The sequence below is a fragment of the Enhygromyxa salina genome (assembly GCF_002994615.1).
Taxonomy (GTDB): domain Bacteria; phylum Myxococcota_A; class Polyangia; order Nannocystales; family Nannocystaceae; genus Plesiocystis; species Plesiocystis salina_A.
Genome location: NZ_PVNK01000263.1, coordinates 130,372 through 143,819 on the forward strand (window position 1 = coordinate 130,372; position 13,448 = coordinate 143,819).

The window sequence follows — 13,448 nt, forward strand, 5'->3', positions numbered from 1 at the left end:
TCTGTGCCATCCTGCTCGGAACTGGCGACGATCCCCGTTCTTGGCCCGATCGAGACCACTTGACAGCAGCGCCTCATCCAGCCATGTTCACCAGTGAATCCAACTCGAACGTGAGGGTAAGGTTTCAGTGGGAGCGAGCAACACGACAAGCGCGGGCAAGCCAGGGCTCAAGTCGCGCATGAAGATCGGGCAGCTCGCCCGCAAGACCGGCAAGACCGTGCGGGCGCTGCACCTCTACGAGGAGATGGGCCTGCTGTCGCCGGAGCGCTCCACCGGTGGGTTCCGGCTGTACGGATCGGACGAGCTCGCGCGGGTGTACTGGATCACCAAGCTCCAGGACATGGGCTTCAAGCTCAGCCAGATCCGCGGCCTGCTCGAGGCGGTCGAGGCGTCGGCCTCGGCGCCCAAGGCGATGCACGGGGTCCGCGAGCTGTTCCAGAGCAAGCTCCGCGACACCCGCGACCAGATTCAGAAGCTGCTCCAGCTCGAGCGCGACATCGCCGAGAGCCTCAGCTACCTCGAGGCCTGCCGCGGGTGCGGCGAGGCTTCGACCAAGTCCTGCGTCGAGTGCGGCGAAGATCGTCACGGCGGCATCTCGGAGCCCAAGTTGGTCGCCGGGATCCACCTCAGTCGCGGCCCCGAGGGCCCCAACGAAGAAGCGTCAACACCATGACTGTCGAGACTCCGATCTACATGGACTACGCCGCGACCTGTCCGGTCGACGAGCGGGTCGTTCAAGCGATGTTGCCCTACTTCACCCACAAGTTCGGCAACGCAGCCAGCCGCACGCATCAGTTTGGCTGGGTCGCCGAAGAGGCGGTCGACACCGCGCGCAAGCAGGTCGCGTCGGTCATCAACGCCAGCGCGAAGGAGATCACCTTCACGAGCGGCGCGACCGAGGCCAACAACCTCGCGATCAAGGGCGTGGCCGAGTACCTCCAGGGCAAGGGCCGGCACATCATCACCTGCGTGACCGAGCACAAGGCGGTCATCGACACCTGCAAGTACCTCGAGCGCCACGGCGCCGAGGTCACCTGGCTCGGGGTCGGGACCGACGGGATGATCGACCTCGACGAGCTCGAGCGCTCGTTTCGGCCCGATACGGTCCTGGTCAGCATCATGACCGCCAACAACGAGACCGGCGTGGTCCAAAAGATCGCCGAGATCGGCGCGCTGTGTCGGGCGCGCAAGGTCCTGTTCCACACCGACGCGGTCCAGGCCTTCGGCAAGATCCCGCTCGACGTCGAGGCCATGAACATCGACCTCATGAGCATCTCGGCCCACAAGATCTACGGGCCCAAGGGGGTCGGCGCGCTCTACGTTCGCCGTCGTCGCCCGCGCGTCCGCATCGCCCCGCAGATCCACGGTGGCGGCCACGAGCGTGGCAACCGCTCGGGCACCCTCGCGGTCCCGCTGCTCGTCGGGTTCGGCGCGGCGGCCGAGATCGCCGCCCAAGACATGGCCGCCGAGACCGAGCGGATCCTCGGCCTGCGCGAGTACATGCGCGAGCGGCTCACGAGCGAGATCCCCGAGGCGATCGTCAACGGCACGCTCGCCCACCACCTGCCCGGCACGCTCAACATCTCCTTCGCCTACGTCGAGGGCGAGTCCCTGCTCATGGGCCTCAAAGAGATCGCCGTGTCGAGCGGCTCAGCCTGCACCTCGGCCAGCCTCGAGCCCAGCTACGTGCTGCGCGCGATGGGCCTCAACGACGAGCTCGCGCACTCGAGCCTGCGCATGACGATCGGCCGGTTCACGACCCGTGACGAGGTCGACTATGTCGTTGACCGCATCCGTGAGAATGTCGAGCGCCTGCGGGCCATGTCTCCGCTGTGGGAGATGGTTCAGGACGGCATCGACCTCGAGTCGATCGAGTGGACCGCGCACTAGCCCCGACCTCAACAGGAGAACAATCATGGCGTACAGCGACAAGGTCATCGACCACTACGAGAATCCCCGCAACGTCGGCTCGCTCGACAAGAGCGAGGACGAAGTCGGCACGGGCATCGTCGGCGCGCCCGCCTGCGGCGACGTGATGAAGCTGCAGATCCGCGTCGAGGACGACGTGATCACCGACGCCAAGTTCAAGACCTACGGCTGCGGCAGCGCGATCGCGAGCTCGAGCCTCGTGACCGAGTGGGTCAAGGGCATGAAGATCGGCGACGCGATGCAGATCAAGAACAGCCAGATCGCCGAGGAGCTCTCGCTCCCGCCGGTCAAGATCCACTGCTCGGTCCTGGCCGAAGACGCGATCAAGGCCGCGATCGCCGACTACCAGAAGAAGCACGGCGCGTCCGAGTAAGCGAGCGAGGCGGTGCAAGCCCAGATGACTCAGTCCAGCCCAAATGCGGCCGAGCTCGGTCGCGCTCCGAGCAGCGCCAAGGACCCGGACCGGGCCAAGCTGACCGTGACCCCGGCCGCGGCCGAGGTCATGCGCGGACAGCTGACCAAGCGCGGGACGCCCGACGCGGCGATCCGCTTCGGGATCCGCGGCGGCGGCTGCACCGGCTACAGCTACGTGTTCGAGTTCAGCGACAAGCCCCCGCGCAAGAACGACCACGTGGTCGAGGCCGAGCACGGCGTGCGCGTGTACGTGGATCCCAAGAGCATGATCTACCTCGAAGGCACGACCATCCACTTCGAGAAGGGCATGCGCGGGCACGGCTTTCAGTTCGACAACCCCAACGTCAAGAATGACTGTGGCTGCGGAGAGTCAGTCAGCTTCTGAGCTCGATCCGGGCCTCGAGGGGGCCCTCGACCACTTCGCGCGGCTCGGCCTCGAGCGCGGGTGGCGGATCGATCGCGACGCCCTCGAGGACAACTACCTCGCGCGCTCGCGCAGCGATCACCCCGACCGCCACGCCGGCGCCGACGCCCGGACCCGGCGGGTCGCGCTCGAGCGCAGCGCGGCCAACAACGAGGCCTACCGAGTCTTGCGCGACCCGGTCCGCCGCGCCGAGTACCTCGTCAAGCTCGGCGGGATCGACCTCGACTCCAGCGACCCCCAGACCGGCGCCCCGCACCCGGAGCAGAGCTTCCTGATCGAGATGATCGAGCGCCGCGATCGGCTGGAGGAGCTGACCACAGGAGGCGAGGACGCCCTCGCCGAGCTCCGCGACGAGGTCGACGAGGAGCTCGACGCCGTGTTCGCAACCGCCGTCGACGCCCTCGACGGCGGCGACACCCAGGCGGCCGCGGCCGCGCTGGTCCAGCGCCGCTACCTCCAGCGCTTCCTCGACGAGATCGACGCGGCGATCGACTCGCCCAACCAGCCATGACTCAGAGCATCGACATCACGGGCGGCGGCCTGTTTCAGATCGCCGAGCCCGAGGCCCCGAACCCGCGCCGTCGCGCGGTCGGCAAGGCGATCGGGATTGATCTCGGGACGACCCACAGCCTCGTAGCGATCGCGCCCAAGGGCGCCGAGCCGCAGATCCTGCTCGACGAAGACGGCCGCGCGCTGCTGCCCTCGGTCGTGTCCTACGCGGGCGGGCGCACGGTCGTCGGTCGCGCGGCTCAGGCCGTGGCCGTCGAGCACCCCGAGCAGGTCCTGTCGAGCGTCAAGCGCTTCATGGGCCGCGGCCGCGCCGACATCGACTTCGATCACCCCTATCGGCTGGCGCCGGACACCCAGGTCATGCGCATCGACGTCAGCGATCCGGTCGCCGACGCCGGCCAGCCCCCTCGCTACGTCAGCCCCGTCGAGGTCTCGGCCCGGATCCTCGAGGTCCTCGCCGAGCGGGGCGCGCGCGAGCTCGGTGAGGTCAGCGGCGCCGTGATCACGGTCCCGGCCTACTTCGACGACGCCCAGCGCCAGGCGACCAAGGACGCCGGGCGCATCGCCGGGCTCGAGGTCTACCGCCTCCTGGCCGAGCCGACGGCGGCGGCGCTCGCCTACGGCCTCGATCGTCAGGGTCGCGGCGAGCAGGGCGAGGGCCTGTTCGCGGTCTACGACCTCGGCGGCGGGACCTTCGACATCTCGATCCTGCGCCTGCGCGGGGGCGTGTTCCAGGTCTTGGCCACGGGCGGCGACTCGGCCCTCGGCGGCGACGACTTCGATCGCGCGCTCGCGGCCGCGCTGCTCGAGCAGGCCGAGCTGAGCAACCCGAGCCCCGCGCAGCTGCAAGAGGTCATGCAGGTCGCGCGCGCGGCAAAAGAGGCGCTGAGCGAGGCCGAGACCGTCACCGTGGCGCTCGAGCGCTGCGGGCTCGCGTCGACCGAGCTCACCCGCGCGCAGTTCGACGCGCTGATCGGCCCGCTGGTCAAGCGCACGATCCGGGCGAGCAAGGCCACGCTGAAGGACGCCGCCGTCGACAAGCGTGAGCTCGACGGCGTGGTCCTCGTCGGCGGCTCCACGCGCGTGCCCCTGGTCCGCGCCCTGGTCGAGAAGGCCTTCGGCCGCGAGCCGCTGCTCGACATCGATCCCGACAAGGTCGTGGCCTACGGCGCCGCGATCCAGGCCGACATCCTCTCGGGCAGCGAGCGCGAGGGCGTGACGCTGCTCGACGTCGTGCCCCTGAGCCTCGGGCTCGAGACCATGGGCGGGATCGTCGAGAAGATCATCCCGCGCAACGCGACGATCCCGATCTCGGCCCGCCAGGTGTTCACCAACTACTCCGAGAAGCAGACCGGCATGTCGATGCACGTGGTCCAGGGCGAGCGCGAGCTGGCCGACGACTGCCGCAGCCTCGCGCGCTTCGAGCTCGGCGGGATCCCCCGGCTGCCGCCCTCAATGGCCCGGGTCGAGGTCAGCTTCGAGCTCGACGCCGACGCGCTCCTGACCGTGACCGCGCGTGAGCTGATGACCGGCGTCAAGCAGTCGATCGAGGTCAAGCCGACCTACGGGCTGTCGGCCGACGAGGTCGACGAGCTGGTCATGGACAGCCTCGACCACGCCCGCGAGGACTTCGCCGCCCGCAACCTCGCCGAGGCTCGGGTCGAGATCGGCCGGGTCGTGCTCGCGGTCCAGACCGCGGTCGACGAGGTCGGCGGGATCGAGGGTCTGCTCGCCGACGACGAGCGCGAGGCGATCCTCGCGGCGATCGCCGCCTGCGAGGCCGCGATGGCCGAGGCAGACCACGCAGACCCCCTCAACGCCGCGCGTGAGCGGCTCGAGCAGCTGTCCGAGCCCTTCGCTCGCCGCCGGATGGAGCGAGCGCTGCGCTCGGGGATGTCCGGTCGGAGCCTGGCCGAGATCGAGTCGGCCCTGGCCGAAGAGGAGCAGCTCGACCAACGTCGCGGCGCACACTCGGCGGAGATCATTGGAGACTAGCCATGCCTAAAGTGACCTATCGCGGAGGACCTGACGGCGAGCGGACGATCGAGGCCGAGAGCGGCCGCAACCTGCTCGAGATCGCCGAAGAGAACGACGTCAAGATGGGCTCAGCCTGTGGCGGCGTGTGTGCCTGCTCGTCGTGCCACTGCTACGTGGTCGAGGGTGAAGATTCGCTCGACGAGCCCAGCGACGCCGAGGAGGACCGCCTCGACATGGCCTTCGAGGTCCACCCCAACTCGCGGCTCGGGTGTCAGGTCAAGCTCGGCGACGAGGACATCGTCGTCGAGCTCTCGCAGGAGTCGGTCGAGGTGTGGTTCAACGAGCACCCCGAGCACCGGCCCAAGGCTGGGTAGGGCTCGTCATGACCGCCCCCCTGCGCGGTCGGTCGCTTCGCAAGGGGATGCGTCCCAGGGGCTCGAACTGGAGCTTTGTGGGGCGGCGGGCCGCCCGGCGTTGCAGCCGGTGGCTCCGCTGGAGTCCCAAGAGGGGCGAAGCCGCGCAGTGATCGCTCGGTATGGGCCGTAGCCCCCGGCTTCGGGGCCCGGCGCAGCTCGTAGACGGGGCCAAACGACAGGGTGTGTCGATAGCGGGCGCTCGGGGTTTGAATCGGGGCCCGAAGTCGTGGGGCGGGAGCGCTCGGAGATTGCGATTGTGCTCAGCCCCGGCCGCGCGGCCGGCACGAGCTGCACCTCCGGCGGACCGGTCGCGGGGACGAGAAGGCCGGCGCTCAGAGCCCGCAGGCCATGGCCTCCATCGCGCAGTTGGCGTCGATGCAGTCCTGATCTTCACAGGCGTTGTCGACCACGCACTGGTTGAGCGCGCCGAACAAGGCCTGACCCATGAACTCACCCTCGGTCAGGCAGGTGTACTCGCACAGCCCTGCGCCCTGGCAGCCCTCGAAGCAGGCCGCGATGTCGGCACAGGTCGCGTCGCCCGAGACACATGCGCCCCACTCGGCGGGGCAGGCCATCTGGGTGCAGGCGAAGTCCTCGCACATCTGCTCCTGAGCGCAGGCGAACAGCGAGTCGGCCTCGGCCTGGGACTCGGGCGTGGCCGGAACGCAGGTCGCGTCGCAGACCGGGTCGCCGTCGCACTCGATCAGGCACTCGGCGATGAGCTGGCAGGGCAGGGTGTCGCTCATGCCGCCGATGCAGCTCTGGAGCGGGCCGTTGCACAGCTCGGCGACGCAGGCGTCGTCCTCGCAGTTGTTGTCGAGCGAGCACTGCTCGAGGGTCTCGACTTGCTGCTGCGCGAGGCCGGAGGCCTCGACGTAGCAGTCGGTCTGGCAGACCTCGTCGTCCGCGCACATCTCGGCGCAGGCGACGAGCTGGCTGCAGGTCCCGGTGCCCGTGTAGCAGCTGTAGAGCTCGCCGGGGCAGTTGTTCTCGATGCAGTCTTGATTGTTGCAGTTGTTGTCGGCGATGCAGGCGAGCAGCGCCTCGGACTCGATCAGGGCGTTGGGGCTGGCCTCGGCGAGGCAGGCGTCCTCGCACGCCATGTTCCCGCCACAGCCGATGATGCACTCGTTGACGATCGGGCACGCGAGGCCCTCGTCGCCGTCACCTGGGTCGCCGTCCCCGTCTCCGTCTCCGTCGCCGTCGCCGTCGCCGTCGCCGTCCCCGTCTCCGTCTCCGTCCCCGTCTCCGTCTCCGTCCCCGTCGCCGTCTCCGGGGTCGCCATCGCCGTCACCTGGGTCGCCGTCGCCGTCGCCGCTGTCCCCGGTCTCCGTGTCCGTGCTGGTCGCGGTCTCGTCGGCGCCATCGGTCGAGGGCCCGTCGTCCCCGCACGCGGCGAGCAGCGAGAGTGAGAGCAGCAGAGGCGTCAGGCGAGTCGAGCGGTCACGAAGTGCCATGGGGGGAGCATAGACAACTCGCGGCCCGCGAGGGGGTCGAATTGGGGCTCAGGAGTGAGCGCCGGGGCCCAGGGCCTCGCGCAGGACGGCCTCGGCCCGGGCGCGATCACTGGCGGCTGCGCGGTCGGACCCGCGGTGCTCGTAAACCTCGGCGCGGAGCTCCAGCAGCGCGGCGAGCAAGTCCGGCGCACGCAGGGGCTCGACCGCGGCGCGCTCGATCCCGGCGTCGAGGGAGGAGGTCGCGTGGTCGAGCTCGTCGAGGGCCAGGCCGACGCGCCCGCGCAGCAAGGCGAGCTCGATGCCGAGCGTGAATTCATTGGCGTCGAGCACCGCCTCGGCGTAGTCGAGCAGGCGCGTCGCCTCGCGCAGGTGGGCACGCTTCTCGGCTGGCGTCGATGCGCCTGAGCGCTCGAGCTCGGCGAGCTCGAGCTCGACGAGCGCGAGCCAGGCGTCGGCGGCGAGCAGGTGACGCTCGCCGGTCGTCGCTCGGGCGGCCGCGTGGAGGTGGAGCTGCGCGCGGTCGCGGTCGCCGGTGGCCGCGGCCGCCCGCCCGAGCAGGAGCTCGAGCTCGGGGTCGTCCCCGCGCGAGCCTGCGCCCTCGAGCACGGCCGCGAGCCGCGACTCGGCGTCGGAGGGCGCGAGGATGAGGACCAGCCGCGCCCTGGCGCGGGCCCGAAGCTCGGCGGTCTCGAGCGCGGGGGGCCCGTCGGGCGAGGCGCTCAGCTCGACGCAGGCCGAGGGGGTGCCGAGGCTGCGCAGGGCCGCGTAGGGCCGAGCCGCGAGGGCGTCGAGCAGGGGCGGATCGACGGCCTCGGCGTTGGCGAGCCCGGTGAGCGCGGCGAGAGCCTCGCGTCGCTCGTCGAGGCACCGCGAACGTGCAGCCTCGAGCCGCGGCGTGACGCGCCTGGCCTCGCGGTCCCGGCACAGCTGGCGGTTGGCCTCGGCCCACTCACGCTCGTGGGCGTCGAGCCCGGCGATGAGGCGCTCGCCGACGCGCGAGCCCGGGGCCGCGGCCGCGTCGACGCGGGCCCGCAGCCCGGCCCGCGCCTCGGGCCCCCAGGCGCCGTCGAGCGTGGAGGGCTCGGCCGCGCAGGGGTCCTCGCGGGCGGGGATCAGGGCGAACGCGGCCCCGGCGAGGGCGAGCCCAGCGGCCCCGGCGGCGATCCGCTGCCGCTGGCGACGGCGCCGCTTTGGGGACCGATCGAGGACTTGCAGCAGCGCGGCCATGTCTTCGAAGCGGTCTTCGGGCGCGGGCGCGAGGCCGCGAACGAGCGCGCGATGGATCCAGGCTGGCGCGCGCTCCTCGACTGGAATCTCGAGCAGCTCGCCCTCGGTGATCTTCATGGCGATCGCCAGGCGATGGGCCCCGTCGAAGGGCCGCGCGCCGTAGAGCGCCTCGAACAGGACCACGCAAAACGAGAACAGATCGCTGCGCGCGTCGATCGGGTCGCCGCGGTGCTGCTCCGCTGACATGTAGTGGGGCGTGCCCTGGATCCGCGGCGGCGGCCGGGCGCCGACCTCGGGCTTGGACTTGACCCGGAGCACCCGGCCGCTGTCGTCACGCTCGAGCGCCACGGGCACGTCCTCGCTCGCGGGGTGCTCGATGCCCTCGGGCCGCGCGAGCCCGAAGTCGAGCACCCGCGGGCGCTCGTCGTGACCGATCATGACGTTGGCTGGCTTGAAGTCGCGGTGGACGAGCCCGACGTCGTGGGCGGCGGCCAGGCCTGCGCCGGCCGGGAGCATGATCGTTAGCGCCTCCTGCCACGGGTAGGGCCCGCGCTGCAGCCAGGCGGCCAGGGTCTCGCCGTCGACGTACTCCATCGCAATGAACAGCTGCCCGTCGACCTCGCCGACGTCGTGAACGGTGACGACGTTGGGGTGGGTCAGCCGGGCCATCGCGCGGGCCTCGGCCATCAGGCGCCTGCGATCCTCGGCCCGCTCGACGCGATCGCGGCGCAGGAGCTTGAGCGCGACCTTGCGATCGAGGTCGGGGTCGATCGCAACCCAGACCTCGCCCATCGCGCCGCGGCCGATGTTCTCGACCAGCACGTAGCGCCCAAACACGGCGCCTGCGGCGTTCGACCTGGGGTGAGCGGGCACGTCAGGAGCCTGTGAACTCGGGCGCTCGTGTCTGGTTGGAGGCCGCGAGCTTCAAGCGGAGGGGCGCGGTGCCGTCGCCGGTCGCGTACTCGACGAGTGACATGGGCCGAGCATACACTCGCCGAGCGTGACCACGTCTACCGCCGCCGGCGTGCACAAGCTCGCCCTCGACGTCCGCTTTGGCGACTGCGACCCGGCGGGCATCGTCTATTTTCCGCGCTTCTTCGACTTCTTCCACCAGGCCATGGAGACCTGGTTTCCGGCTCACCTCGGCTTCGGGTACGACGAGTTCGTCCGCGTGCGCAAGCTCGGGTTTCCGGCCGTGCACACCGAGGCTGACTTCGAACGGCCGAGCCGCTTTGGTGACCGCATCGAGATCCACCTGCGCGTGATCAGGCTCGGACGCAGCTCGATCGAGTTCGCCTACGAGGTCCACGGTCAGGATGGCCGCCGGGTGACGGGGCGCAGCGTGTGCGTGGTCATGAACCTCGACGAGCGCAGCCCCGAGCATGGCGCTGCGGTGGCGATCCCAGCCGAACTCCGGGAGCGGATCGAGGCCTTCGGGGTCGGGCCCGAAGTGTAGTCCCTCGACAAGCGTCGCCCGGCGCGCCAGGCTGGCCCGCGATGGGTCCCCTCGCGCGTCTCGGTCTCGCGTCCCGCCGTGGCTTCGGTCGCGTGACCCCGGATCCCTTCGTGGTCGCCGTGGCCCTTTCGGTCCTGGTCCTGATCGTGGCCGTGGTCGCGGGCGACTGGCCGGGCGGGGCGGGGGCAGGGGGCCCCTTCGCCCGGATCGGCGCGGCGATCGACGCGTGGGGCAACTCGGGCCTGTGGAAGCTGCTCGGCTTCGCGATGCAGATGGTCATGATGCTCGTGCTCGGCACGGCGCTGGCCGAGGCCCCCGTCGTACGTCAGGGGATCGCCAGGCTCGCCCGGGTCGCCCCCAGCCCCCGCGTACTGGTTGCGATCACGGCCGTGGTCTCGATCGGCCTCGGTCTGCTGAGCTGGTCGCTGAGCCTGATCGGCGGGGCGATCCTGGCCCGTGAGGGCGGCCGTCAGGCCAAGCTGCGCGGCTGGCAACTCCACTACCCGATCCTGTGCGCGGCCGCCTACTCGGGCTTGATGTGCTGGCACGGCGGCCTGAGTGGGACCGCGCCGCTCAAGGCCACGACCAAGGCGGACATGGTCGAGGTCCTCGGCGAGGAGCTCGCGGCGCAGGTCGGGACGATCTCGCTCGAGCACACCTTGCTGAGCCCGCTCAACCTGTTCGTCAGCGGCGGGCTCTTGGTCCTCGGTCCGCTCTTGTTCGCGCTGCTGACCCCGCGCGAGGGCCAAGATCCCGCGCCCGAGCCCCAGCCCGACGCGATGGCCGCTGACGACCTCGACGCGGAGTCGGTCGACCGCGAGCCGCCGCCCACGGATCCGCTCGAGCGAATCGAGCGCTCGACCTTCGTCGTGTGGGCGCTGGCCTTCCCGCTGCTCGCCGCCCTGATCCTGAAGCTCGCGCGCCAGGGCTTCGCCAGCCTCGACATCAACACCGTCAACCTCGCGCTGTGGGTGCTCGCGCTGCTGCTCCACGGCCGGCCCCAGCGGTTCTTGGCGGCCTGCGCCAAGGGCATTCAGAGCTGCACGGGGATCGTGCTGCAATTCCCACTCTACGCCGGGATCATGGCCGTGATGGCCGCGTCCGGGCTCTCGGCTCGGCTCACGGCCCTGGTCAGCTCGGCCGGTCCCGGGCTGCTCGCGCCGCTGACCTTCATGACCGCGGGGCTGCTCAACTTGTTGGTGCCCTCGGGCGGCGGGCAGTGGGTGGTGCAGGGCCCGATCATCATGGAGGCCGCGCTCGCGACCGGGACCGACGCCGGTCAGGTGTTGATGGCCATGGCCTACGGCGATCAGTGGACGAACATGCTGCAGCCCTTTTGGGCGCTGCCCTTGCTCGCGGTCACGGGCGTGCGCGCCCGGGACATCGTTGGCTACACCGTCTTGTGGATGGCCGCGGGCGGCGTGTGGATGCTGCTCGGGCTCACCCTGCTCATTTAGCAGCCCGGGGTGCAATGCCTCGCGCCGCCTCGCTTGGCCTTTTCGCCGAGGGCTTTGTCGCCAAAACTTGCAGTACGCCCGGTACAGCGGCGTTCTGGCTTCGCGCCCTCGGCGAAAATTCCGGCGCGAGGCGACACGATGCATTGCACCCCGGGCTGTTAGGCCAGAGCGAGGGGCCGGCGCGAGGGGCCTGTTCGAAAGGCCCCTTGAAGACGGCTGCGAGCCGCCCGCTACTGGGCCTGGACGTAGAGCGAGAAGGGGAAGTTGCCCTGGCCGTCGACGAAGGTCGCGTCGGGTACGTCGATCACGAACTCGTGGACGCCCGCGCTGGCCGGGCCCCAGGGGATGATGCGGGTGTCGATCACGTCGCCGGGGCACCAATTGCTGAACGACTGCCACTCCTCGTCGGACTTCGGGGAGGGGCCGTAGATGCCGTTGCCCTGGGTGTTGTACTTGCGAAAGGGCTCGCAGCTGTCGCGCCCGGGCTTGTACTGCAGGGCCAGGTCACCGTCGACGTACACGTAGTGCTCGCGGCGGATGTACTCCTCGCCGCCCGCGTTCGCGCCGTGGTTTGAGGTGATCAACACGAGCTGCGCGTTGTCGGTGTCCTGCTCGAGCTCGAACTCGATCGTCTTGCGCGTCACGCCGAGCTCGTCGCTGGCGCCCTCGGCGTAGTTGTTGAAGCTCTCGCTGATTGCGAGCGGCAGCAAGTGGTTGAAGTCCTCGGCCGGCTCGGCGCTGTCGGTGTAAAACAGCAGCGAGCCGAGCTGGGTGTCGTTGCGCTCCTCGCAGCCGGGGATCTCGGTGTTCGCTGCGTAGGGGACGCCGAAGATGCTCAGCTCGAACCACAGGTCGTACTCGGCCAGGAGCTCGTCGTCTGTCAAGATCGGCACGACGTTGTCGGCGTCGAACTCGTAGGGGACCGTGGTCGGCTCCTTGTTCATGTTCATGAAGGGCGTGATGAAGCGGGCCAGCTCCACGCGCTCGACCTCGGCGGGGACGTAGGTCGGCGCGCCCTTGGGCACGAGGGCCAGGTGGACCGATCCGATCCGGTCGTAGTTGTCGCACAGCGCCCCGACGACGACGCCGATCTTGAAGGTGGTTTGGATCGACGCGAGGTGTTCGTCGCTCAGCTTGACCGCGTGGAGCGAGTTGCTGAGGCGGACGACGCCCTCGGGAACGGGCTCGTCGACCGTGGCCGCGTAGCCGTCGTAGAACACGACGTCCTCCATGACCCAGATGACCTCGGGCTCGAGCTTGGTGTCGGTGTCGCCGTCACCGTCACCGTCACCGTCGCCGTCGCCGCTGCTCTCGTCGCCTTCAGCCGTGCCGTTGGCCTCGGTCGCGCCCTCGCCCTCGCCCTCGGGGCTCGCGCACGCGCCGACGATGGTCAATAGACAGGCACAGGGGATCGCAGCGAGCGGCGCAGGCAAGCTCATCGGCGCAGCGTATCAGATCGTGCGTTGCCGCGGCCCTTGCGTTGCGCCCGCGATCTGGGCTGAATCGGAGCTACCTGTAGGAGGTCACTGCTTTGGCGAGGGGGTCTCGCACGATTCGTTTGCCGATGAGGTGTGGGCCTCGTGGTCAACCCGCCCGGGTAGGCTAAAGTGAGAGAGGCCGGGATCGGCCCTACCAGATCTTGACCTGAATTAGGTCGGTCAGGTTGAAGGCGCGATCGATGAGGTTGGCCTCGTAGAGGTAGTCAATTTCGCGCATTCGCCCCCTGGCGTGGCGGAATTCGCCCGTGCCGCCGATGACCCTGCCGGTGCCCTGAACCGTGGTCACGGCGACCAGCGGAGGATCGAAGCTGCGGATGTACTCCTCGTCGGCGATCATGTCCTCGACCTCTGCGAAGTAGACGGAGGTGTCTTCGATCTGACTGAGCATGAGCGTGCCGCGGCCGGGGAGCGTCAGGGTGAAGGTCGTGGAGGCGATCGCGGTGTCGAAATCGATGACCTCTTGCTCGGTGCCGAAGCCGACGAGGTTGCCGTGGATATCGTGGATCTTGAAGGCGCCCAGGAAGCCGTCGGCGATCTCGGGCTCGTCGAGGGCTGGGATGCCGGTCGGGAATGGGGCGAACAGCCCCCCCGACGCGGTGCTGAGCGCGATGGTGTCGGTTGCGGTCGAGAACACGAAGGTCTCGAGGGGGCATGAGTGGGAGGCGGGGACCTGGGGATCGGG

Annotated in this window: 13 protein-coding genes; 9 read left to right on the top strand and 4 right to left on the bottom strand. The window is 69.8% G+C overall.

Annotated features, from left to right (window positions below; genetic code table 11):
- The first annotated feature begins 178 nt into the window (after window positions 1-178).
- From ENSA5_RS30530 to ENSA5_RS30560, 7 genes are read left to right on the top strand one after another with little or no spacing between them, the layout of a single operon-like run.
- Window positions 179-673: a MerR family transcriptional regulator gene (locus ENSA5_RS30530; RefSeq protein ID WP_106395236.1), complete on the top strand. Its 495-nt coding sequence runs from the start codon at window positions 179-181 to the stop codon at window positions 671-673.
- Window positions 670-1,890 carry an IscS subfamily cysteine desulfurase gene (locus tag ENSA5_RS30535; protein WP_106395237.1) on the top strand — a complete coding sequence of 407 codons (1,221 nt, stop codon included), beginning with the start codon at window positions 670-672 and terminating at the stop codon, window positions 1,888-1,890. The genes ENSA5_RS30530 and ENSA5_RS30535 overlap by 4 nt, the downstream gene beginning before the upstream one ends.
- Window positions 1,891-1,915: 25 nt before the next feature.
- On the top strand, window positions 1,916-2,302 hold the full coding sequence (iscU, locus tag ENSA5_RS30540; protein ID WP_106395238.1) for a Fe-S cluster assembly scaffold IscU: 387 nt from the start codon (window positions 1,916-1,918) through the stop codon (window positions 2,300-2,302).
- A gap of 24 nt (window positions 2,303-2,326) precedes the next feature.
- Window positions 2,327-2,728 (top strand): HesB/IscA family protein, encoded by a 402-nt coding sequence (locus ENSA5_RS30545; protein ID WP_106395255.1) that lies wholly within the window; start codon window positions 2,327-2,329, stop codon window positions 2,726-2,728.
- Window positions 2,700-3,278, top strand: a complete 579-nt coding sequence (gene hscB, locus ENSA5_RS30550) for a Fe-S protein assembly co-chaperone HscB (protein WP_181198315.1) — start codon at window positions 2,700-2,702, stop codon at window positions 3,276-3,278. The genes ENSA5_RS30545 and hscB overlap by 29 nt, the downstream gene beginning before the upstream one ends.
- On the top strand, window positions 3,275-5,272 hold the full coding sequence (hscA, locus tag ENSA5_RS30555; RefSeq protein WP_106395240.1) for a Fe-S protein assembly chaperone HscA: 1,998 nt from the start codon (window positions 3,275-3,277) through the stop codon (window positions 5,270-5,272). Before hscB ends, hscA begins: the two co-directional genes overlap by 4 nt.
- Before the next feature lie 2 nt (window positions 5,273-5,274).
- Entirely contained in the window at window positions 5,275-5,628 is a 354-nt protein-coding gene (locus ENSA5_RS30560) for a 2Fe-2S iron-sulfur cluster-binding protein (RefSeq protein WP_106395241.1), read from the top strand.
- Between the two features lie 374 nt (window positions 5,629-6,002).
- Here the strand turns inward: ENSA5_RS30560 and ENSA5_RS30565 are convergent, their stop codons facing one another.
- Window positions 6,003-7,127 (bottom strand): hypothetical protein, encoded by a 1,125-nt coding sequence (locus ENSA5_RS30565; RefSeq protein WP_106395242.1) that lies wholly within the window; start codon window positions 7,125-7,127, stop codon window positions 6,003-6,005.
- A 48-nt stretch (window positions 7,128-7,175) separates the two neighbouring features.
- Complete coding sequence (locus tag ENSA5_RS30570) at window positions 7,176-9,227, bottom strand: serine/threonine-protein kinase (RefSeq protein ID WP_146156275.1); 2,052 nt, start codon at window positions 9,225-9,227, stop codon at window positions 7,176-7,178.
- 127 nt (window positions 9,228-9,354) lie between these two features.
- Between ENSA5_RS30570 and ENSA5_RS30575 the strand changes: the two genes are divergently transcribed.
- A complete protein-coding gene (locus ENSA5_RS30575; protein WP_181198316.1) occupies window positions 9,355-9,810 on the top strand; it encodes an acyl-CoA thioesterase in 456 nt (151 codons plus the stop codon).
- A 41-nt stretch (window positions 9,811-9,851) separates the two neighbouring features.
- Entirely contained in the window at window positions 9,852-11,267 is a 1,416-nt protein-coding gene (locus tag ENSA5_RS30580) for a TIGR00366 family protein (RefSeq protein WP_106395245.1), read from the top strand.
- A gap of 230 nt (window positions 11,268-11,497) precedes the next feature.
- Here ENSA5_RS30580 and ENSA5_RS30585 read toward each other — a convergent pair whose 3' ends face one another.
- Window positions 11,498-12,706 (bottom strand): peptide-N-glycosidase F-related protein, encoded by a 1,209-nt coding sequence (locus ENSA5_RS30585; RefSeq protein ID WP_106395246.1) that lies wholly within the window; start codon window positions 12,704-12,706, stop codon window positions 11,498-11,500.
- Between the two features lie 190 nt (window positions 12,707-12,896).
- Window positions 12,897-13,448, bottom strand: a 552-nt coding sequence (locus tag ENSA5_RS30590; protein ID WP_308726583.1) for a hypothetical protein, incomplete at its 5' end; no start/stop codon positions are given.

What these genes read in the sequence shown, in the direction of transcription:
- ENSA5_RS30530 (WP_106395236.1), top strand. Translation starts at nt 179, where the DNA reads ATGAAGATCGGGCAGCTCGCCCGCAAGACCGGCAAGACCGTGCGGGCG.
- ENSA5_RS30535 (WP_106395237.1), top strand. Translation starts at nt 670, where the DNA reads ATGACTGTCGAGACTCCGATCTACATGGACTACGCCGCGACCTGTCCG.
- iscU (WP_106395238.1), top strand. Translation starts at nt 1,916, where the DNA reads ATGGCGTACAGCGACAAGGTCATCGACCACTACGAGAATCCCCGCAAC.
- ENSA5_RS30545 (WP_106395255.1), top strand. Translation starts at nt 2,327, where the DNA reads ATGACTCAGTCCAGCCCAAATGCGGCCGAGCTCGGTCGCGCTCCGAGC.
- hscA (WP_106395240.1), top strand. Translation starts at nt 3,275, where the DNA reads ATGACTCAGAGCATCGACATCACGGGCGGCGGCCTGTTTCAGATCGCC.
- ENSA5_RS30560 (WP_106395241.1), top strand. Translation starts at nt 5,275, where the DNA reads ATGCCTAAAGTGACCTATCGCGGAGGACCTGACGGCGAGCGGACGATC.
- ENSA5_RS30565 (WP_106395242.1), bottom strand. Translation starts at nt 7,127, where the DNA reads ATGGCACTTCGTGACCGCTCGACTCGCCTGACGCCTCTGCTGCTCTCA.
- ENSA5_RS30580 (WP_106395245.1), top strand. Translation starts at nt 9,852, where the DNA reads ATGGGTCCCCTCGCGCGTCTCGGTCTCGCGTCCCGCCGTGGCTTCGGT.
- ENSA5_RS30585 (WP_106395246.1), bottom strand. Translation starts at nt 12,706, where the DNA reads ATGAGCTTGCCTGCGCCGCTCGCTGCGATCCCCTGTGCCTGTCTATTG.